The organism is Acidobacteriota bacterium, from assembly GCA_038040445.1.
Classification (GTDB): domain Bacteria; phylum Acidobacteriota; class Blastocatellia; order UBA7656; family UBA7656; genus Onstottus_A; species Onstottus_A frigus.
Window position 1 is genome coordinate 69,015 of the sequence record JBBPIG010000027.1, and the last position, 22,585, is coordinate 91,599.

The window sequence follows — 22,585 nt, forward strand, 5'->3', positions numbered from 1 at the left end:
GTTTTGAACACTGAAAAGGGTCTGAAGAAGCGACATCAACACTAGAGTTCTTTGCCCGCGGCAAGCGAATCCACCTGATAGCACCCGTTCGGTCCTCGTGGCTCGGCCGATCGGAATCAGACCCGACCTGTTCAAACCAGGAGCTTTGCAGATCGGCTGAGCCTCTCAGTCAAGGTTCACATTGCGAAAGGTTCACATTGCGACTATACGAAATCAATACTCGCGTCCATTGCGCCCGCTTTGATCAAGTCACAGATGCTGAGTTGACAGAATTGAGGCAGCTTGGCTTCGATGCCGTGTGGATGATGGGGGTGTGGCGGATTAGCGACGGAGTAAGAAAGATATCGAAGCTCACCTCAGAGGACTTCGAGGGCTCGCCTTACGCAGTACCTGTCTATGAAATCAACCGCGAGTTAGGCGGAAGAAGTCAGTTTGTCCGGCTCGTCAAGCGCGCGCGCGATGAGGGTCTATCGGTCATAGTTGACTTCGTTTCAAACCACATGGCGTTGGACTCGCCTTGGATTACGCAGCGCAGCGACCTTTTCATCCGCAGCGATGCAACCGCGCGAAAGCAGTCTACACACGAGTTCTTTCTGGACAGATCCGGCGAAGTAACGGCTTTTGGCCGCGATCCCTACTTCGCTCCCTGGCCTGATACAGCGCAGCTTGACTACGCAAATGGGGCTTTAAGAGCAAGAATGATCGAGGTGCTTAAGCGTATCAGCCAGTTTGCGGACGGAGTGCGTTGCGACATGGCGATGCTTGTGCTCAAAGATTGCTTTCGCCATTTGTGGTATCCGTTAATGTCCGACTCGTCATTCGATGAGAAGATGCCGGGTGAGTTCTGGGACGAAGCGATCAGCGCGATCAAGAAGGTCCGTCCCGACTTCAAGTTCATCGCCGAGGCGTACTGGGATAAGGAACGCCAACTCCGCGGGCTCGGATTTGATCTGTGCTACGAAAAGAAGCTGTATGACGGACTCGTCGCTCACGATCTTGGGCGGGTCATGGAGCGTCTCCAGAGGGACTCTGATGCGCTCCGCGGCTCGCTCTATTTCATCGAGAATCACGATGAGCCCCGGGCTGCTTCGGTGTTCGGCAGATCGGATAATCTTGCCGCGCTGGCTCTGATGCTATCGATTCCGGGATCGGTGTTGATACACGAAGGCCAAATGGAAGGAAAGCATGAGCGGCTGCCCGTTCAGCGAATCAGACCGCTGACAGAAGAACCACCGGATTTTGCGCTGAGAGAATCCTACATTCAACTTCTGAAGATCACTCGCGATGATGTTTTCAGGAAGGGCGATTTCCAACTCTTCGACCCGGGTGTGTATGGAGCAATAGGCTTCATAAGAAAAGATCAACAACGAGTGGTTGCCTATCTAGGACAAATCTCCGAGGCGTGGCACCGGTTCAACGCACCGCCGATGAACCTCTCGCAAGTCGCTCGCGAAGTTGGCGCGCAAAGCCAACTGCGTCTGACCAACCTTCTCAACGCCCGGACAATCACGGTGCAAGGAACCAACGCCGGGTTCCATCTGGAAATGAGTCAATTAGGTGTTGAGGATGACACCAAGTTTTGCTTGCTAGAAGCTTCCTCTGCTTGAGACTCCTGACTTAACCCCACCATACAACATTCTCGCCGGCACCCGTAACATCCGCAGCTTAAACGCACAGGATCTAATCCGCGAATGGTGAATTGTTTGTTTCAGGAGTTACGTCATGACTTATGCGCGAGGCTACTCACTGTGCCACCCGCAATAAGACCGGATGCACGGACTGCTTCATATTGCCTTGGCGGCAAGCAGCAGTAAATGAGAAAGCGGGCTCTGTTATTCGAAGCAAACAAACGGGTCGTGGCGCGATTCACTCGAGTTGATGATCGCATTCACCCTCAGGAATGGGGATTCTGTGCGTAGTCAGAGGGTAATCGCTCGGCGCCGCGGGCATATGGCTCGTTGGGGCTGGCGAGCGCCCTGCGTTCAACCACTAGATTTCACCGCGGTGCGTGCTTGTCCTGCCGCAGAGATGAGTTGCACCGGAGACAAGGCTGATCATTATGGCAACTTCAATCAGAGAAACCTCTCGAAGGCTATGGCTGCCGTTCGCGCAGTTCCTCATAACACAAACGTCAATAAGAGCGCGAGTTTGCACGATGCGCGCCGCAATAATCGGGGCGCTTGTTGTCGGCGTGATGGCTTATGCTCCTGCGCAAAACGCCCGGCTGGTGCGCTCCGCGGACGCTTCACAGGATTGCCCTCAACCCGGCGCAAAGGTTGACTTGGCTTTCATCATCGACCGATCGGGCAGCCTCGATGTGAAGGCACAGGGACAGACGTACAACGTCGAGATTGAGGGTGTGCGCCGCGCGATCCTCGAGCCCAGTTTGATCCCTCGGGACGGGTCGATAGGCGTTGCGGTTTTCACCTTCGCTGGAGAGCCATCGCTTCGGGTGCCATTCACCGAGATCAAGTCGGAAGCAGATGCGGTGGCTTTTGCCGCAAAAGTCGAAGCCTTGAAGTGCGTCGCTGCCGAAACGTGTCCTCTAAAAGGTCCGAACCCGGAATCGAACGCGGGCCTGGCGCTGCTCGCCGCAAATCAGCACTTGAGCGATAACAAGAGAGCGGGCGCTCGCCGTGTGTTGCTGATGTCCACGGATGGCGGATTGACGGACCCGGACTTCGCGGAAATAGCTTCCAATCGAATACGTGAGGAGACTCGTGGAATCGCATCTGAACTGGATGTCATCCTACTCGGACTCTTCGCCAAGCCGGACGCCAGTGCGGATACATGCCCGCCCAGGGACGCCGGGGAACTGGACGCCGCCAGAGCTAAAGTCAAACGGATCGTATTCCCAGAACCCGATAGCGATTTGCCTGGCGCGAGACTCGACATAAGCGGAGGCGCCTGCAACTGTCCGAATGCTGTCTTTGGGTCTGACTGCGAACGCCAGGTTAGGGACTTTGTTGAACTCACGCGCAGAGTGCTCCGAAGCCAGCCGGCGACTCGTTTCTTGACGGTGAACACCGATGCGGATACCGACCCTGATACGCCGGTGATAGGCGGCACGCTGTCACTCAGGCAAGCAATCGAGCGCGCCAATAGCAACGGCGGCGCTACAACTATCACTTTCGACTCAGGCCTCAAAGACAAAACCATCCGGCCTCGTGTTCCACTGCCTGCGCTGACCGCGCCCGACATCAGGATCTGCGGCTGCGGCGAGATGAATTGCGACTACTTAATCGATACTGAGAAGAAATGCGACCCCTTCTTAACTATTGATGGGAGCCAGACTGACACAACGAAAGGCGAACAGCATAGCGATGGGATATTGATCCGCTCAGACCGAGACGTAGTGCGCGGTCTTAGGATTATCAATTTCGCTGGAGCTGGAGTCGGCATCAAGCCGATTTGCAACCGCGGTTTCAACCGGATCGAGCGCAACAGATTTGAGAACAACAAGAAGGCAGGGGTACGCGTCCTGGATTCGCCTGCGGACGCGGAGGGAGCATTCAGGCACAACACCGGCAACACAATTTCGATGAACGATATTCTTGGGAGCGAAACGCCGATTGATCTCGCCGGCGATGGCCCGACGCCCAATGATCCCGGAGACCCGGACGTGGGACCGAACACGCTGCTTAACTTTCCCGACAACCTCAGCGCCGTCGCTCCCACATCCGACGTTTCCGCGACAGCCAATGGTGTGACCTTAACCGGCCAGGTCAACGGCCCAACCGCCGCCGGTGCAACGGTCGAGATATTCGCTATCACGAGCTTCCGGCCAGTACCAGGCGGGCGAGTCATTGACGGCGTGATCTTCCTCAAACAAGCAACGACCGACGCCAATGGTAGCTTCACCGTCACGGGACTTGCCGACTCGCCCACCTGTGGCTACACCGCCACGGTAACAGATCTGGAAGGGAACACTTCAGAGCTGATGTTTCCGTGCGGAGGCTTTCCAAGAGCGAAGGTCACGAATGCCAATTTCAACGTGGCGGTCCCAAACCAGCAGTCACCGCAAGAGGGGACATTCACGATTGAAAACACCGGGTGCGCTCCTCTCGCTGTCAGCTTCGCATCGATCACGCGCGATGGATTTCCCAGGAGGCGCAGCAACGACGAAGATCGGTTCTCTATAGCGTCGGTAGGAGTCGGGCCTGGTGGCCGGACGGCTACAATTGAGGCCGGCCGGTTCCAGCAATTCACTGCGTTGTTCAACCCGACGATTCCAATCGCCGTCTCGGCAGGCAGCGCGAATTTATCCTCGCTGGTCTTGCCTGAAACAACCAGGTCTACAGCGACACTCAACCACAATGGTTGTAGTGTTAGTGATAGAACGATCAGTCTCACCGGTCGTGTCAACAGTCAGGTCAAACTGATTGATCCAAAGAACCCGCAGAACGCCGATGCCGTGGTGACGCTCGAACGGTTGGGAGATGTGTTCAGGGTCACGTTTTCGCTTTACGATTCGAACCCGCAGAACATTGATAGCGTCACCTATCAGTTTCTTGACAGGAACGGGAACACGGTGCCGCTTGAGCAACCTCTGCGTGATCTCAGCAAGGTCATTCAAGATGCGCAACTGATTCCCGGCCAAAGTTTCTCTGTAGTGCAGGAGTTCTCGAACGCAAGCACAAAGCGAAATCGGCGTGCCGTGTCGGTGGTTGTGACGGTGATGGACAAGAAAGGAGGGAAGGACTCGGCCTCCGGCTCGCTGTCATCACTGACGGGCGCGGTTAGTATTCAGGCACTGCTCGCGCCGGGAAAAGCATTGGTGTTGCCAGTCGTAAAGCTCACGCCCGGCCTGGATAGGAACGGCTCGCCCCTAAGATACCCTTCGAGCCCCAAGACGCAGTCGTTCGCGGCAGTCGCGCCCAACGCGGGCGCGCGGAAGGAGAAACGACAATGAGATGCAGACACACTGCAACCGGCTTGTGCCTGATTCTTGTTTTGATTTGCGCTCTGGCCCCAAAACACGCGCGTGCTGATGAGGGTAGCCAGGCAAAGTATCGTCGACTCGACGCAAACCTAACGTTCGGCCCCATCGGCAAGGTCGCGTGGAACTCTCTCGGTCGCAGTTCGGTCGAGATTAACGGCCGGATGGCTCGCGCCGAGCAGGTCATTTGGAATGGTGATCTGATTGAAGTGACCGGCGACAACAGTGCCCGGGTGTTACTCGATTCGTTAGGCCAGGTCGCGCTCAAGAGCGGGGCACAAGTTAGACTTGCGACGACAATCGCGAAGCTTGCCGACAACTTCGCTCGCCCGGTGCTGGTCGCGGAACTCGTTAGCGGGGACTTGGCGGTGAACCTCCAACAAGAGGCTGTCGCATACATCGAGGCCGGCGGATCGGTATTTTCCACAACGCCCGGAGCGCGATTTCGCATCGGCGTCTGGGAAGGCCGGCCGGTTATTGAGATGGCGCGCGGCGATGTGAGCATCGAGCAACAACGACGGACCAGAATCAAACCACGCGATGTCCAGGTCCGGCCCGGCGGCACACTTGTCGAGGTCGCAACCGTTGGTGGGGTCTCAACCGTTCCACTGAACACCAAGACGAATAAGCGCACGCCAGACAGAATCCGATGGATGAAGTCTCTCGAAGCGGGCGGGGGAGGGACATTCACGTTGGTCGCATTCCGCGGCAGTCCGATTGGGACCCAGACCGCACCGGATGAGACGCCCGTTGGTAATAGATTGGTGAAGTTCGATGTCGTGCCAAACAACCTTGCCACCATTCAATCTACCAACATTACTAACGCGGATGGCTATGTGCCTTATACCTTCGTCGCTGGCGGCAACCCGGGCACTGGTCGAATCATAGCGACGATCGCGCCCGATCAAACTCAAGACCCAGCGGACACTATCTACGAAACGTACTCCCGGGATTTCAATATCGAGAAGTTAGGATTCTGGCGGCTGCGAACCAAGATCCTGATCGCGATTGCCGCCGTGGGAGTTGGGTGCGTCGTCGGCTGCCACCGGCGCAGCGGACCAATACAACAGCAACCGCCGCCAACAATCCCTTGATTGGAGTTTAGAGGTGAAGCAATGAAAAGACTGATTGAGTTTCCGTTGGAAGATGGCAGCACCATTGTGGTGGAAACGGATGATGCGCCGGCGGCAGGCACGGTACGTGGGGCTCACCCATCAGAAGTAGTCGAGAAGGCGAAGCAGACCTTTGAGGCCTCGTTGGAGAGAATCAAACCCGTGGCCGCTAGCATCATCGCTAAACTGCGCGAGCTGGGCGATCGGCCTGAACAGGTCGGGGTGGAGTTCGGAATCAAGTTAAACGCAGCAGCGGGCGTAGTGCTCGCATCCTCTGGGGTGGAAGCAAACTTCAAAGTGACGTTGACGTGGAAGCTGGAGCAGAAAGACAGCACGCCCTCACCCTAAGGGTAATGCATTGGAACCCAACGAAGAATCCAGCCCACGATAAGACGTGTGGAGTGAGGGCGCTATTGAGCGGACAGGCCGGGAAGGAGCGTGGCGTGAACGAGATTAAGTATCTGGATTTTGATCTCTTGATCGAGCGCGAGGGAGAGAGATACCAGGTGAGGGTCTACTCACCAGGCGGCGAGGTTACTTCGACGTTTGATAAGCCTTTCTCGGAAGAAGAGCTTGAAGAATTTCTGCAGCTCGTTGGCTATTCCTGGGAAGCTGTGCACGACGTGGAAGAGGAGGCCAAGAAATTTGGCGGTCGGTTGTTCGACAAAGTATTCGGCAGAAGGGTCTACGCCCGTCTGTCCGAAAGCATCAATGACGCGAATGACGAGAACAAGGGTTTGCGAATTCGCCTTCGTCTGAACGATGTGCCGGAGCTGGCCGAGCTGCCTTGGGAATATCTCTATGATACAGAGGTCGAGAGATTTCTATTCCTGTCGTCAAACACCCCGCTAGTGCGCTATCTCGAGAGACCCGAGCGCATCCGTCCATTTCGTGTGAAGCGGCCTCTGCGATTCTTGGTAATGATTTCCAACCCCGCCGACGGTGTTTACTCGCCTCTAAATGTAGAGAAGGAGTGGAAACAATTGAACGAGTCTCTCGAAAGCTTGCACAGCGAAGGACAGGTTGAGCTCGTGCAGGTAGAGGCTACGGCGTCGGCACTTCAAGAGCAATTACGGCGTGGGACCTTTCACATCTTCCATTTCATCGGTCATGGGGGCTTCGACCCCGAGTTCAAGGATGGATTCCTGGTAATGAGCGATAAGGAAACTCCAACGTTGAGCGGCGAACAACTGGGAAGGCTTCTCTATGACCATAAGACATTGCGTCTGGTTGTGCTGAACGCCTGCGAAGGCGCGCGCGGCTCGCGCTCGAACCCATTCAGCGGCGTGGCCCAAAGTCTGGTGAAATACGGTATTCCGGCTGTGATCTCCATGCAGTTCGAGATAACCGATGACGCGGCAATCATATTCTCTAAACAGTTCTACAAGGCATTGGCCGACTACTATCCGGTGGACGCCGCGCTGGCCGAGGCCCGCAAGGAGATCTCCAGGAGCAGAAAGCGCGTGGAGTGGGGGACTCCCGCCTTGTACATGCGCCCCTCGGATGGAGCAATATTCGCCGAGGGGGATTGGTCGCCGCCTCCTATAAAACTGGGATATCGAGGCATCATGAAGGCCATAACCCAAGGGCGGCTGGTCCCTTTTCTTGGCGCGCGCGCCAACCTGGGTGATCGCACGGGGAACGCCCCAGAAACCCTGTTTCCGCCAAGTGACGATCAACTAGCCGCGCGCCTGGCTGGGATTTGTGGTTCACCTGGTGAAGTGAAAGGACTGGTGGGCGTATCACAATTCTTCGCGCTAAAAAACTCTCAAGAACTTTCTTCCGAACTCTATGACGCCTTAACCGAGTATTTGTCCGTTCCATCCCTGCATGAATTGCTGGCGGACCTCCCCGGCATCTTGAAGGAAAAAGGTTATCCCTTTCCCTACCAGCTTATCGTGACAACCAACTATGACGACGCGTTGGAAAAAGCCTTCGTGAAAAAGAAGGAGGAGTTCGACCTGATCTATTACGAAGCCGAGGGCGGGCACGGTGGCAGGTTTTGTTACAAACCGTGGGGTGGCAGCGCGGAGCCGATCAAAAAGGCCAACAGTTTTCAACTGCCGGACTTCGAGAAACGAACCTTGATTCTAAAAATCCACGGCGAGGTTGATCGGTCTAATTCCGAGGGACGTAGGTATGCAATCACTGAAGACGACTACATCTACTATTTGAGCGGCAAGAGCATTAACCAGTACTTGCCGGCGCAAGTGATAAAAAGGCTAAAAGAGAGCCAACACCTTTTTTTGGGCTACAGGCTTCATGACTGGAACTTGCGCGTGTTCTATCAACGGATCTTTGGCGATGCCAAGCCCCCCGATTCGTGGGTTATTCAGTCGGAGTCGGAGAACGATCCCTTTGACGAAGAGTTTTGGAAAAGCCGCGATATGAAGATTGTTAAAGACAGCCAGGAGGACTTTGTTAAAGAGATCAAAAGACGGCTTCAGGAGCTAAAGCGCGTCGAGGTTGCGGATGAGTGAACGGACTTATCCCGCGTCTCCCTACAAGGGACTGGCAGCATACTCGGAAGAGGATGCCCCGTTCTTTTTCGGGCGCGAAGAAGAGCGACGAAACATCATCAGCAACCTGACGGCCTCGCGCTTGACATTGCTATACGGCGCAAGCGGCGTTGGCAAGAGTTCAGTCCTCCGCGCAGGCGTCGTCCCCGATCTGCGCCGGCTTGCGAGAAAGAACAGTGATGAAAGCGGCTCGCCCGAATTCGCCGTAGCCGTGTTCAATACCTGGCGCGATGACCCGGTTGGCCGTTTGACAGCCTGTGTTCGCGAGTCAGTCATTAAGACCTTGGACGACCAGACAGTTGACCAGGTGCCACCACCAAGCTCGCTCGTCGACACCTTTCGAGCGTGGACAAAACTAGTCGGCGGAACGCTGCTCGTCATCCTCGATCAGTTCGAGGATTTTTTTCTGTATCACCGGAATGAGAAAGGCGAAGGAAGCTTCGCGACTGAGTTTTCGCGTCTTGTCAATTGCCGTGACCTAAGAGTCAATTTCCTCATTTCGGTTCGTGACGATACGTATTCGAGACTCGACTTCCTAGAGAAGGACATACCTGGCCTCTTCGATAATTTCCTGCGCATTCCGTACCTCGACCGAGAAGCTACCCGCGCGGCTATTATCAAACCGATTGAACAATACAATCGATTCTACGGAGCAGGCAGAAAACGAATCAGCATCGAGTCCGAACTGGTCGAGGAAGTCCTGAAAGGACCATCCAAGGCAAAGGCCTTGCACAGCGACCAGGAGCAGGCAGGAGTCGCCAACGCAGGTGCGATCATTGAAACTCCATTCCTGCAATTGGTGATGACCTCCTTGTGGAAAGAGGAGATGCGGTTGGGTTCGACCACGCTCAGGCTGGAAACGCTCAACCGCCTCGGCGGCGTGGACAGCATCGTGGAGACGCATCTAAGCGAGGCGATGAAAAAGCTGTCGAGGAAAGAGCGGGCAATCGCGGCTTCCGTCTTTCATTACCTGGTCACACCGTCCGGCCACAAGATGGCCTATGCTGTTTCCGATCTAGCCAAGCAAGCACAATTGGATCAAAGAGAAACTACCGAGCTGCTGGAGAAGCTGGCGCGTGGGGACAACCGCATTCTGCGGCCATTCGCTCTTCCCGAACGTCAGGATGAACAATTCTATGAGATATCCCTCGATGTGCTTGCCACGCCAATCCTGGACTGGCGGACGCGCGCCGAAGAGAAGGCCAGGTTCGCTGTACGCCTGCGCATATTGACATTAGCGCTGATCGTGATGTCTCTGCTGACGGCCGCAGGGTTTGTGTACGCGAGGACGGAACGAGCTCTGCGTCGAGAAGAGGAGGCAAAACTTCGGGCAGTTAAGGCCAGTAATGTGAGTAGCCAGGTTCTGGCTCAGCTATACAAAGTATTAGTTGGAAGCGAGGACCCTGACGTCGCGAGGAAAAATGCGAAGGAAACGCTGGGCAAGCTCAACGAAGCGCGCGAAACCTATCGGATAGATGGGAGTCGAACGGGTGAAGGAATAGCGCTCAACAACCTGGCAGGGTTTTACCGTTTACTAGGCGGATCATACGCGGCCATAGAGGACTTTAAGCAGGCGGAGAGTAACTACCAGCAGGCGCAAGAAAACTACCAGCAGGCGCTTGAAATCCTGACGGATGCCCTCGGCCCGGACCATACGGAAGTAGCCACCAGTCTCACGGGCTCGGCGGTGGTTTACACCTATCAAGGTAAGTATGCCGAGGCCGAGCCGCTTCTCGAGCAATCGCTGATGATCCTAATCAACGCTTTGGGGTCAGATGACCGGTACTTGGCCGACGCAATCATGAACCTGGCCGAGTGCTACGAGAGTCAAGGCAAGTACTACCAGGCTGAGCCTCGATACAAGCGTGCGTTGGAGATTCGGAGGAACAAGCTTGGCGAGAATCATACCGAGTTGGCTGAGAGCTTATATCAACTGGCCGGGCTCTACTTTGAGCGAGGTAAGTACGCCGAAGCTGAACCGCTCTTCAAGCAGGCGTTGGCGATTTGGGAGCGTGATAAGTCGGACATCCGGGATGCTGCCACCAGTCTTGACGCTCTGTCAGCACTCTACCGCGAAAAGGGTAATCTCGCCGAAGCCGAGCGGTATCTGAATCTAGCCTGGGAGATTCACAAAGACTTCATAGAACGGGACAAATTTTCAGTTGCTTATCACTTTGAGAATGTGGGACTGCTATACGACGCTCAAGACAATCCCAACGCCGAGACGGCTTACAATGCCGCAGTTGTAATTTGGACGAGGGCCTTGGGTAAGAATCATCCGACCAGAGCGTTTGGGCTTAGTAAACTGGCGTCCTATTGCTATAAGCACGGCAGGTTTAGCGATGCCGAGCGGCTCTTCAGCGAAGCATTAACAATTCAGCAAGCCTTGCCCGATTCCCCTGAGCTTGCACAAACGTCATACGGCCTTGCGCGAATCTATACTGATCAACTGAAGTACGTTGAAGCCGAGCCGCTCTTCAAGCAGGCGCTGGCTATCCAGGAGAAGGCGATACCGGAGCATCCCGACTTCGCTGCCACGCTCGACGCGTACGCTGACCTGCTGAGTAAGACCGAGCGCAACGCCGCCGCCGATGTATTACGGAACCGCGCGGAGCAGATTCGGCAGAACCACCTGAAAGCAAATCCCAGGTAACTGATAAAGGCCTCCCTTGTCCCTTCGTACAAGTAGCGTTTCTTGACAATGCCAGGGGTGCGGATTATATTCGCCATCATGTCAGTAAAGCGTTCCCGCCCACCCGCGCGACCCAGGGTGCGTAGCACAACGATACTCGCAGTACGCAGAGATAATCGCGTTGCAGTCGCGGGTGATGGCCAGGTAACTTTCGATAAGACAGTAATGAAATCGGGCGCCCGAAAGGTTCGCCGCCTTTACAACGACAAGATCATCGCGGGTTTCGCAGGCTCGACCGCTGACGCCTTTACCCTGTTCACGAGGTTCGAAGCAAAGCTCGAGCAGTATCACGGACAATTGCAGCGCTCGGCTGTTGAGCTTGGCAAGGAATGGCGCACGGACAAGTACCTGCGTCATCTTGAAGCCTTGCTGATCATCGCCGACGAGAACACCTCTCTGATTCTTTCTGGCGGGGGCGACGTAATAGAACCCGACGACGGCGTAGTCGCTATCGGATCCGGAGGACCTTACGCCACGGCCGCGGCCCGCGCGCTGCTTCGCCATACTGATCTCTCAGCGAGGGACATTGTCCAGGAGGCAATGAAGATCGCCAGCGAGATTTGCATCTACACCAATTTCGACCTGGTAATCGAGGAGTTATAATCTAACAATCATCGCGGGCAACTGTATTCAGCCGCGTTCAGCTACATCACTATGGTCATCTATCTATCCGGTGAAGTGAAGGATCAACCAAGGCTCGACGAAATGACTCCCCGTCAGATCGTCGCCGAACTGGACAAGTACGTCGTCGGCCAGCACGCCGCCAAGCGCGCGGTTGCTATTGCGCTTCGCAACCGCATTCGGCGGCAGAAGTTGCCCGCGGAACTCGCACAGGACGTCATACCCAAGAACATAATAATGATCGGCTCGACTGGCATTGGGAAGACCGAAATCGCACGCCGCCTGGCGCGGCTTTCCAACTCGCCGTTCTTGAAGGTCGAGGCTTCGAAGTTCACGGAGGTCGGTTACGTAGGGCGCGATGTCGAGTCGATGATCAGGGACCTGGTTGAGATTGGAGTCGATTTGGTGCGCGAAGAGAAGATCGCCGAGGTTGCTGAAAAGGCGGAACAGAACGCCGAAGAACGGATGCTCGATCTGCTTCTACCCCGAACCAAACAGATCGAAGAGCCCGAGAACGATTCTTCCTACGAGCAATTCGAACGCACGCGTGAGAAGCTACGTCAGCAATTGCGCGAGGGACGTTTGAACGCGCGGATAGTCGAGCTTGAGGTTCAGGAGCGGGCCAATCCTGGGCACTTCGAGATCTACACGCCACAGGGCATTGAAGAGATGGACATTAATCTGCGCGACATGTTTCCCAATATGTTCGGCGGACGCCCTAAGTCCAGGAAGTTGAGCGTGGAGGAGGCAATGGAGTACCTCGTCCAGGAGGAAGAACAGAAGCTGATCGACATGGATCAGGTCGCTCGCTTGTCGATCGAACGCGTCGAATCAACGGGTATCATCTTCCTCGATGAGATTGACAAGATCGCGGGCCGCGAAGGCGGTCAAGGCCCGGACGTATCGCGCGAAGGCGTTCAGCGCGACATCCTGCCTATAGTTGAAGGTACAACTGTTAACACCCGTTACGGTATGGTCAAGACCGATCACATACTGTTCATAGCGGCGGGCGCGTTTCACGTCTCGAAACCTTCTGACTTGATTCCCGAGCTTCAAGGACGCTTCCCAATTCGCGTTGAGTTGAAGCCGCTCACTATCGACGACTTCAAGCGCATCCTCACCGAGCCGAAGAACTCCCTGGTGCGACAGTACACCGCTTTGCTGGGGACGGAGGGTATAGACATCAAGTTTGACGATGAAGCGATTGACTCCATCGCGCGTTTCGCCTTCTCGGTCAACGAGCAGACCGAAGACATCGGCGCGCGCAGACTTCACACTATTATGGAGACGCTGCTGGACGAATACTCGTTCGAGGGACCGGACCTTGAAGATAAGAACGTGAACATAGACGCTGCCTACGTCTACAAGCAACTGGCCGAGATAGTGAAGAACGAGGATCTCAGCCGGTACATACTGTGAGCCACATCCCGCTAGCGATTTGCTCCCGACGCGCGGGCCATCAGCTTATCAGGAATCGCTCTATTGGCGCCCATCCGGTCTCTTTGCGCGGCGGGTATCGCTTCCTACACCTCAATGCTTTGATTTGGGTTTTGAGCGCCGGGCTCGTCTGTGCATCGTGCGGAAAGGTTGGCGCGCCAGTCCCGCCCTCGCGTCTCACCGAACGCACATCGGATCTGACGGCGATCCAGCGTGGCGCGAGCATATTGTTGTCCTGGCCATCGCCCGCGCTGGTCCAGGACCAGTCAAGCCGTTTCTACATCTCACGCGTAGACATCTATCGCCTGAACGAGCGCCGCGATCAGGAAGCGGTCCTCGACCCAGATGATTACGAAGAGACTGCTCAGGTGATCGGCTTTTTGGATCGAGCCACAATTGAAGATCAGGCGAAGACTCTTGGTCATCTGCAATTCACGGATGCGGTGAACCTGACAAGCTCCAAACAGCTCGCGAACACGCGGCTGCGCTACGGTGTTCGGTATGTCAACAAACGTGGTCAAGTGGCGTCCTTCTCAAACACTGTAGCACTCGAAGCCGCGCCGGGAATTGCAATGCCCCCGACTGGATTGGACGCGATCGGGACTCAAGACGCGATCGCGATCTCTTGGAGTCCGCCTCCCGCTAACGTTGATGGCGTCACTCCCGCCTCTGTGGTCAGCTACAACGTTTATCGGCGATCGGCGAAGCGCGACTTCGGCGGCGAGCTGCTCAACGCCGAGCCGGTAACCGGCACAAGCTTCGTTGATTTCAGATTCCAGTACCTGATGGACTATGTTTATTTTGTGCGCGCCCTCTCTCAAGGGGCAAACGGATTGATCGAGAGCGCCGACAGCGAGCCGCTGCCGTTCGCACCTATCGACAAGTTTCCGCCCTCCGCTCCCGATCCGGTTTCAATCGCCTCTGCAAATGGAACCATCAGCCTGTTCTGGCCGAGCAGCCCCGAGCGCGATGTGATCGGATACAACGTCTACAGATCGGACGTGGCCGGCGCGCCTGACCCGAACTGGACTAAGCTCAACGATCAGCCCATTACTCCGGTAACGTTCAGGGATGATCGAGTTGTCATTGACCAAACGTACTTCTATAGACTAACGGCCGTCGATCGCTTTAATAACGAGAGCGCGCGGTCGCGCATCGTCAGCGAAACTGCGCATCCGTGATGGCGGACCCGAGTACAGGCTTCGCCATAGCGAGGGTTACTCGACTGAAAGGATGGATTGTATGCCTACCGTCACCTACGTTCTTGATAACAAGGCGGTCGAAGCCGATCCGGCCGAGACCATTCTTCGAGTGTCGCTACGCACAGGAATCCCGCATGCGCACGCTTGCGGCGGCAATGCTCGGTGTTCGACTTGTCGTGTTTTGATTTCCGAAGGGCTCGAACACTGCGTTCCTCGCAACGACAAAGAGCAACAGCTTGCCGACCGGCTGCACTTTACTGCCGAAATTCGATTGGCCTGCCAGACAACGATCAGCAAAGACGTCAAGCTCCGGCGTCTGGTCCTCGACGACGAAGATCTTCAACTGACCGACCAGCGAACTATGGGACAAGCGCCCACCGCAGTCGGTGAAGAGAGGCAGCTCGCGGTATTGTTTTCCGACATTCGCGGCTTCACTCCTTTCGCCGAAGAGCTTCCCCCTTATGACGTCGTCCATGTGCTGAATCGCTACTTTCATGAGATGGGACAGGTGATCAATCGCAACGGCGGGCACATCGACAATTACATGGGCGACGGGCTGATGGCTCTCTTCGGAATGGAAGACTCAAACGGGGCCGCGCTGCAAGCCGTCAAAGCCGGGCTCCAGATGCAAGCGGCGATGGAACATCTCAAGCCCTACCTTCAGACGATCTACGCCAAGAGCTCTAACATCGGAGTGGGCATCCACTTTGGCGATGTAGTAGTTGGGGCTATCGGCGCTCAGAGTTTGAAACGAGTGACCGCCATTGGGGATGCTGTTAATCTCGCCAGCCGAATTGAAGCCGCAAATAAGCAAGCCGGGACGGGGCTACTGATCTCAGAAGAGACTTACCAAGAAGTAAAAGAGCGCGTCCGCCTGGGCAAGACCATTCGCGTGACGCTTCCAGGCAAGACCGGTGAATTTTCTCTCCACGAAGTGGTCGGGTTATCAGATTCGATTGCGTACGCTTTCGGACGAGTAACCGAAAAGACAACCGTCTGGCCCTCGCCTTTCCTTCTAGTTGCAGCCGACGCCAACCCGAACGACTAGGCCAGCTACACAGCTACGCGTTGTCGTCCCGGCTTCCACGAATTTAGTGATCCAATGAAGCGTCCAGAAACTGCATTTCGAGTGGAGCCCTCTGGTCGCGAGAGTGGTAGTCTAAGCGGAAGGGTCATCCGATAACGCGGCATTATGTTCGTCGACGCAGCGCGCGTGCCACTAAAAAAAGCCAGTGGCACTTGCGCTACACGACAACATAATACGCGTTATCGTACGCCCCGATATTCTCCTCGCGCTTGCGGCGGAAACTGCACCGCCGCCGCGCGCTCCGGTTCCCCACCCCCCTGCGCGCCACTCCGGTCGCCGAAGGTTGTTGCTTCGCGACTCTCCATTGAGCCGGTATCCCAGATTTATCAGTGAGTGAAGTTTAGAGGTCTCGGCCCCTCGACCTTGATTTACCCTGTTCTTATCATTTTGTTGAGGACTTGGAGAAGTAGTTCCGACACTTTCGCTGTAAACTCTCCCGATTCTTACGGTTCTCTACGTACCCAAAGTACGCGTATACTCCTTCGTCGGCAAAGCGTCTCCTTACACTGGCCGGTAGCATCTCCTCGAGGGCTCCGCCTGAAATGCGCAGAAAGATAAAAAAGGCTACGTCCCCAACCCTAAAGTTGTGATACGTTGGCGCCTGTCTGGGATCCTTCATTCTAGACGTATCAGTTATCTTGTTTAGAAGGCACGGAATGGCTTCTCGGCCCAAACGCATTAGACCATTGTAGACCTCATCATCGACACGTTCGCCTTTGAAAGGCAAAACCTTTATTTCTGCTAGCCTCGCGCAAAGCTTCTCTGCTTCACGTCCAACGTCGCTGGCCTGTCTGGATTCCACGACTTTGCCAGCGACAGTAGAGACTAGTACAAGGGGCAACGCAATCGCCGCCAAGACTTCGAGCCCAACGGACTTTCGAAATATCATTACCGCTCCGCTCCTTTCAGTTCTGCAAGAAGTAAGGCGCTCTCGCGTCGTCGCGGAGTCAGCCCCCAATAATCCGTATTAACGTCCGGGACGGAGGGTTATCTCACTACGTCGATAGTCGGGTCTTCCCGCACGATCCCTCCGGTCGGGCACCATGTATGTTGATCCACTACTTGGATGACGACGGGTACCAGGATGCACGTTGCGGTTCGAAGAGAATGACAAGGTTGTATCGTACCCGGTCGTTGGCCGTTGGAGTTCATTCGCCATCCTGGCTCCGATAGATTGTTCACCACCTAATGCGCTGTTGCAGGAGTTTAGCACGGCGGTCGCCCCAGGGCTTAGATTCCGATTATCTAGTTCCGAAATGTTAGATGCGTCGATGTTCGTCTCAGCGCCGGAGCCCTGGCCGACAAACAGCATATCTGAACGACCGTGGCCGAAATATTCGACCCGATCGATCGTCCCATTAGTCGTTAGGGCCTCATTAAACTCGCCCACGGTTGACGCACGTTCGATGTTAACAGTGTATCCTGCTTGTCTGAGTTCTCCAGCTCTCGTTTCTGCGGCACGCACGAAATTATTGCCGACGTTGTGGTCCAGTAAACCCGCATCACCCACGATTAGGACAGCGCGCTGCTGTTGTTGACGTCTTTGTTCCTCTTCAGCAACCGCCGCCGCCAAGCCAGCAATGGGCACACTAAGCTGACCTGTTGGATCTACGAACTTGAGCGGGTTGTTCCAGCAATAGACATAGTGGTTCCAGTTCCTTGGCTCACTCAGGTACCTCGTGAATTCCTTCTTGCCCTCGCTATCAAGGATCGGGTTATGGGGGTCAACCGACGTGAACCTCCCCTGCGCAGATGAGTAGTACCTCGCAAGGAAGTAATCAAGCCCCGATTCGTTGTCTCTTTCTTTTTGGGTGAACCTCTGTCGCGTACTATCCAGAGCGCCGTAACCTGCTACGCTTCCACGCCCGCCGATCGTCGAGCTTATCTCTTCACCAAACGGAAGGCAGTCGTGTCGAGCGACGCTTCCATCGGGCTTCATCACGACCCGCGTGCTCCCAAGGTGATCGCTTGTCAAATAGCTTGTTCCGCTTCCAGTCGGAGGGCCAGATGTGTATTCAGCTATCAACTGGCCTCCAACATTATACACAAACACAGTTGTGCCTGAGCTGTCGATCTTCTTCACTCGATGACCATCGCCGTCATAGGAATAGAAGTTCGTAGCTTGTTGGGTCTTGGTGTACTGCGTCTGCCGGTTCTCTGCATCATAGACTATCCCGTTGGCAGAAGTAGCCGGTTCGCTCGTCAGATTGCCCGCGCCATCGTAGCCGTAGCTCTGTCCCGATGTGAAGCGATTGGTCGTCTGGCTTATTGTAGGATTCGGGCCAAGGACATTAGCGGTAGTGTTCGCCACATCGAAGTTTCGGTTGGCGTATCGATCATAGCTGAATGCCTGCTTCCATTGCAGTGTTCCTGTGCAGTTACTCCCGCTGCGCTCTTCCGCTGTCGCCAACCTGTTCAGCGAGTCATATCCATAGCACTGGTTCAGAGTCAGACCCGGCGCGGTGATCTTCTGTGTTATGACATTGCCATTGTTGTTGCTCGTGGGTCCGTATCCATAATCCAGCATCAGGAGACTCGAATCCGTAGCGGATGTTCCGAGTCCGATCTGTATCGGCTGCAAGCGGCTATTGAACGTCGTGTGTTCCCACTTCCCGTTGCCAAGCTGCATCGCCGCCACAGCTCCGTGCGCAGCGTAGCTGAACTGCGAAGCGTAGGTCTTATTCGATTCGCCCGTCTTCTGGCCATCCACGCTGGTCAATCGTCCGGCCACGTCATAGGCATTGGCTATCGTTCGGCCGCTGGGATAGACCTCACTGGTCATCTCACTGGCGAGGTCGTACTCGTATGTGAACCTGTAGTTCTGCGAGTCGCTTTGCTGCACGCTCACATTCGCCCGCCCGAGCCGGTCATAGCCCGTGTAGTTTCCCGCGCTCGTCCCGCCGTAGGTGACCGCCACCAGTCGCCCCGTCGAGAAGCCGCGGTCAAACAAAGAGGTTCCCGGGGCATTTGTTGGCAGCGATTGCCCATCGTACTTGTAAGCCACCGCCGGCGTGTTCTGCGGATCGTTCGTGTACGTCCGGCTCGTCACTCGGTTCAATGTGTCGTAGGCGTAGGTCGTGGTGATGCTTCGCGCGTCAAGCTTCGTCTTCAGATTCGAATTCTCGTCGTAGGTGTAGCTGACACTCCCGCTCTCGGGATTGAAGGCGCTGGTCAATCGCTTCAATCCGTCGTAAACAAACGTCCGAGTCTGGGTCGTTCCAGTAGTCCCGATCTGCTGCTTCACTTGAGTCAAATCATCCAGCGCGTCATAGCTGTACTTAGTCCGATAGCCTGCCGCCACCTCCGGGTGATTAGGAAACGTCACGGGTTCGGTTCCCGTTACCGTGTCGGCAGACCTGATCTCCCACACGTCGGTCAGTCGCCCGAGCCCGTCCGTCTTGCTGATTCGCTGCTTGCCCGCCTGGTCGGTCACAAGCACTCGCGATTCGCTGTAATCGGTCGTGACAGCGCCCGTTGATGCGCCCGATCCATTGAATGTTTCCACGCGTTTCACTCGCCCAAGCGCGTCATAGCTGGTCACGGTCGTGCCGTAGGTCGCTTCACTGGTGGCAATGTAAGGGTTGGGGGTCTGACTCACTCTCCCGATCGCGTCAAAAGACTGCGTCGCGTGGATCACGCCTTCAGGTGCGTACTGTCTGCTATCAACGGGGCGCCCGAGCCCGTCGTACAGAATCTCAGTCTTCAGCGCCGCGTCTTGAAGGGCCGTCTGATCGCTCTCGGTCGTGATTAAGCGGGAGGTGTCGTTGTACGTGTAACGCGTTCGTCGTCGCTGAGGTGATGTTGGGTCCCCGGTTACTCGCCCAAGGATCACTTCGGTAGGCCTGTCCAGAGAATCGTCATAGCTCACGCTCGTGACCATTCCGTTTGTGTCTTCGCTGTTGATGGGCTTGCCCACGTAGTAGTCGAACTGGATGTACAATTCGTGGGTCATCGCATTTGTTATCTTCGTTGTGAACGCATAAGTGTGCAATCCGCCTGTCAGCTCGACTGGGTTCTGATCGTTCAGGCGTGAGTCATCGTCGGGCGTGCCGAAGCGATCGCTGAAGTCAAACGACGTCGAGTTGTTTCTCGCGTCCGTCACGCTCACCGCGTTGCCGGCGATGTCGTACAGCATAGACGTGGTTATTGAGCCTCCGGTATTCAGCCACCTGGTTGTTGATGTGAGATTACCACGCGCAGTTGTGACCGGCGACTGCCATCCGGTGATGCTCGGACGGGCCATTAGCGCGGCCGCGTCGTAGTAGAAATGCGTCTGCGCAGCAAGCGTTGTCGAGCCAGTAGCGCTGACAGCGTAGACGCGCTGTTCTTTAGGCAGGCTGCGCAGGTATGGCAGCGTGTTTACATTGGTCGCGATGCTGGAACCCGTGTAGTCAATTTCGTTCGTCTCGCCGATGATAACGTAATCAATTTCGGTCCGCCGCTTGGGATTCGCAGGAGGACTGCCGGTTCCATAATCAAACTCTTGAATGACCGTCTTGTTGTTGTACTGATCGTAGGAGTAACTCTGCTTTGCCACCTGGTTTGTCTGTACCCAGGTCGTAAGAGTTTGAGTGATACGTGGATTGTTCGTTGGGGGAATGCACTCAGTGCAGCCGGAAGGATTCCACCAGGGTGGCGCGGTTTGATCGAACGTGTGCTCTACTCTTTGCAGAACAGTGGAGCCATCCGTATCTAACGCCTCGGTCTTGTATTCCTTTCCATTATTCCAAGGCCAATAAAATCCGACACCGTTGTTGTCCTCATTGGGGTTGTATACCGCACTGCCGTTGAAGTAATGGTTACTAGCCGTAAGCAGATTGAGGTTTGAATCGAACTGCTTAACAACGACATAACCCACGTTAGGGGGAGGCCCGAGATCACCATTGACATATGTCTCCGGCACACTGTAGGTCTCTTTGCTGGCGAAGGAGACGCCGCTCGCGCCGTTTGGATAGACTCGGCGTTCAAGCACCCTTCGGTAGATTCCGCCGCGGCCGGTGTAGCCGCCGGTCAGCGCATTAATCATTCCTTCTCCCCAGTCATACTCCACCGCTCCTCCCGTGGGCAATACGACGCGCGAAAGCTCGCCGTAATCATTGTAGTAGAACTTGTAAGATCTGCCGTCCGGCAACCACACCGCGGAGGTCACTGATTCATCGAACGGCGTGTAGCTGGAACCGCTGAAATTGGGGAACAGATCGTGGTAGGTTCGTATCACGAAGCCTGAGCGCAGCACGTTGCTCATCAGGTCTTTCGAGACTCTGACTTTACGATTGTCTTCTCCGAACCCCTGGAAAGATATTTCATCGCAGGTGCCGAAGGGTGCTCCGGCAGGTACGTCGTACGAGATCGTTACCTGGCGATTCAATGAATCAATTATTCTCGTAACACGGCCGTCCGGATTGCCCTGCCAGTCAGTATGCTCGTAGAAGAAGGTTATGCGATTCCCGTTGCGGTCCTGCATCCAGGTCACCAGACTTCCATCGATGCGATACCGTGTGCCATCGCGGACCAACAGAAATCCGGAAGGTATGACAGGGTCCGAATCGTGCAGCGGGATAGGCGTTCCATCGGGCGCGCAAGAGAAAAAGGTTGCCGAGGAACCGTCGGCAGTCACGAACACGGTTCCGCGGTCAAACCAAGGGTAATTGGGGCAATTGGGATAATCTGGTATTGGCTGAGGAGCTCCATCGGTGAGCTGGTCACGTAGCTCGTACTCAGTCCCGTCAGAGGTAGTGAAGGTTAGCCGAAGCAGAGACTTATCGGGAATTTCCTCTCCGAAGGTGCAGAATTTTGTGCCGAAAGTACTCGGTCTTCCCTCCATTGTCCCGGGGCCGTATCCGACCGTGTATCCTGTCCACCAGTTATACGTCGGATAAAATGCCGGGCTGCACGGAGAACAAGGGACATCCGTTACAACCCGCCACCGCGCTTCGATCTTTTTCATTACCGGAATTCGCGCTCCGCCGCGGCCGGCAACATCCATCAGCGGCAAATGAAAGTTCAAGTTGCCATTGAAGAGATTGACACTGTCAAAACCGCTCAGCGGGTATGTTCCAGCGGGCAATCCGGGTTTCAAGAAGGGAGGCGTTGTTCCCTCTGCCCCACCCTGGGCCACGGCAAGGCTGCATGTGCCGAGTAGAACAACTGCGGTGGCTAATGTCTTGGCGAGACCGCCTCGCAGGCCAGCCCAGATTCGGCGAGTTGAAGTGGTCATTAGAGTGTCCTCTGCTGAACGTTCTTACCTCTAGGGCCTCGTCTGTCGACCGAGGTGATGAGCGCTCGCTTATAGCGTCATTTTTTCTCGATCGTGATCGTGCAATGCCAAGCAGGATGGTTAGCCTCGCGCAAGACATATGCGCCTGGGACGAGATCAAACTTTCGTGCTAAGTCATGCTTAGCAATGGGCATTCCCGCCGTGTACAATCTCTTTCCACCTGGACCTTCCAAGATTAGATCGATGGTTCGCAGACCACTTCTGTTCTCGACTGCCAGCAGAAATGGTCCTTGGGGGCGGGCGATCTTTTCCGGCGCAAAACCCGTAGGTCGAATTGTTATCACCTCGGCTTCGACGCGCGTTGGTTCGGTTTGGGAGCCGGACCGCAAAAGCTCGGACGCAAGGCGCGGAGACGGAGCTTTGACATCGGTCGGGACCCGAACCGATCGCTTGTTGTAGGCTCGGACACCGAACACTCCGATCCCACATATCAATGCCGCGAGGGTAACCATTACAATCTTCCGAGAGGTATGTTCCCAAAACTGACGGCCGAATCTGCTTGTCGATCTCAACCTGTGCTTCATTCTTGTAACCTCGCCTTTGAAAGTCTTAAGCGCGCCGAAAGAGGTGGCCGCCCACTCAAGCACAAACCGGTAACGGATCTGAGTCCGATCCACGACGCCAGCTATTGCAAACTGAGTAGCACCAGAATCTCTCCGGTGCCTTTATCCAACGGTTCGAGCGCTTTGCCTATCAGGG

At 55.5% G+C, this 22,585-nt stretch carries 12 protein-coding genes; 10 read left to right on the top strand and 2 right to left on the bottom strand.

The window, feature by feature from the left end; all coding sequences use genetic code 11:
- Positions 1 to 263 precede the first annotated feature (263 nt).
- From AABO57_23675 to AABO57_23720, 10 genes are all read left to right on the top strand, one after another.
- Positions 264 to 1,607, top strand: a complete 1,344-nt coding sequence (locus AABO57_23675; GenBank protein ID MEK6288728.1) for an alpha-amylase family glycosyl hydrolase — start codon at positions 264 to 266, stop codon at positions 1,605 to 1,607.
- Positions 1,608 to 2,059: 452 nt separating this feature from the next.
- On the top strand, positions 2,060 to 4,912 hold the full coding sequence (locus AABO57_23680) for a DUF1194 domain-containing protein (protein ID MEK6288729.1): 2,853 nt from the start codon (positions 2,060 to 2,062) through the stop codon (positions 4,910 to 4,912).
- Positions 4,909 to 6,033 (top strand): hypothetical protein, encoded by a 1,125-nt coding sequence (locus AABO57_23685; GenBank protein MEK6288730.1) that lies wholly within the window; start codon positions 4,909 to 4,911, stop codon positions 6,031 to 6,033. The genes AABO57_23680 and AABO57_23685 overlap by 4 nt, the downstream gene beginning before the upstream one ends.
- Before the next feature lie 21 nt (positions 6,034 to 6,054).
- Positions 6,055 to 6,399: a CU044_2847 family protein gene (locus tag AABO57_23690; GenBank protein MEK6288731.1), complete on the top strand. Its 345-nt coding sequence runs from the start codon at positions 6,055 to 6,057 to the stop codon at positions 6,397 to 6,399.
- Positions 6,400 to 6,494: 95 nt separating this feature from the next.
- Positions 6,495 to 8,531 (top strand): CHAT domain-containing protein, encoded by a 2,037-nt coding sequence (locus tag AABO57_23695; protein MEK6288732.1) that lies wholly within the window; start codon positions 6,495 to 6,497, stop codon positions 8,529 to 8,531.
- Positions 8,524 to 11,223: a tetratricopeptide repeat protein gene (locus tag AABO57_23700; protein MEK6288733.1), complete on the top strand. Its 2,700-nt coding sequence runs from the start codon at positions 8,524 to 8,526 to the stop codon at positions 11,221 to 11,223. The genes AABO57_23695 and AABO57_23700 overlap by 8 nt, the downstream gene beginning before the upstream one ends.
- Before the next feature lie 78 nt (positions 11,224 to 11,301).
- On the top strand, positions 11,302 to 11,865 hold the full coding sequence (hslV, locus tag AABO57_23705) for an ATP-dependent protease subunit HslV (GenBank protein ID MEK6288734.1): 564 nt from the start codon (positions 11,302 to 11,304) through the stop codon (positions 11,863 to 11,865).
- A 51-nt stretch (positions 11,866 to 11,916) separates the two neighbouring features.
- On the top strand, positions 11,917 to 13,302 hold the full coding sequence (hslU, locus tag AABO57_23710; GenBank protein ID MEK6288735.1) for an ATP-dependent protease ATPase subunit HslU: 1,386 nt from the start codon (positions 11,917 to 11,919) through the stop codon (positions 13,300 to 13,302).
- 131 nt (positions 13,303 to 13,433) lie between these two features.
- On the top strand, positions 13,434 to 14,501 hold the full coding sequence (locus AABO57_23715; GenBank protein ID MEK6288736.1) for a fibronectin type III domain-containing protein: 1,068 nt from the start codon (positions 13,434 to 13,436) through the stop codon (positions 14,499 to 14,501).
- A gap of 61 nt (positions 14,502 to 14,562) precedes the next feature.
- A complete protein-coding gene (locus AABO57_23720) occupies positions 14,563 to 15,570 on the top strand; it encodes an adenylate/guanylate cyclase domain-containing protein (protein MEK6288737.1) in 1,008 nt (335 codons plus the stop codon).
- A gap of 421 nt (positions 15,571 to 15,991) precedes the next feature.
- On the opposite strand, the gene AABO57_23725 is transcribed toward AABO57_23720, so the two are convergent.
- On the bottom strand, positions 15,992 to 16,498 hold the full coding sequence (locus tag AABO57_23725; protein ID MEK6288738.1) for a hypothetical protein: 507 nt from the start codon (positions 16,496 to 16,498) through the stop codon (positions 15,992 to 15,994).
- 78 nt (positions 16,499 to 16,576) lie between these two features.
- Complete coding sequence (locus AABO57_23730; protein MEK6288739.1) at positions 16,577 to 21,826, bottom strand: RHS repeat-associated core domain-containing protein; 5,250 nt, start codon at positions 21,824 to 21,826, stop codon at positions 16,577 to 16,579.
- Positions 21,827 to 22,585 lie beyond the last annotated feature (759 nt).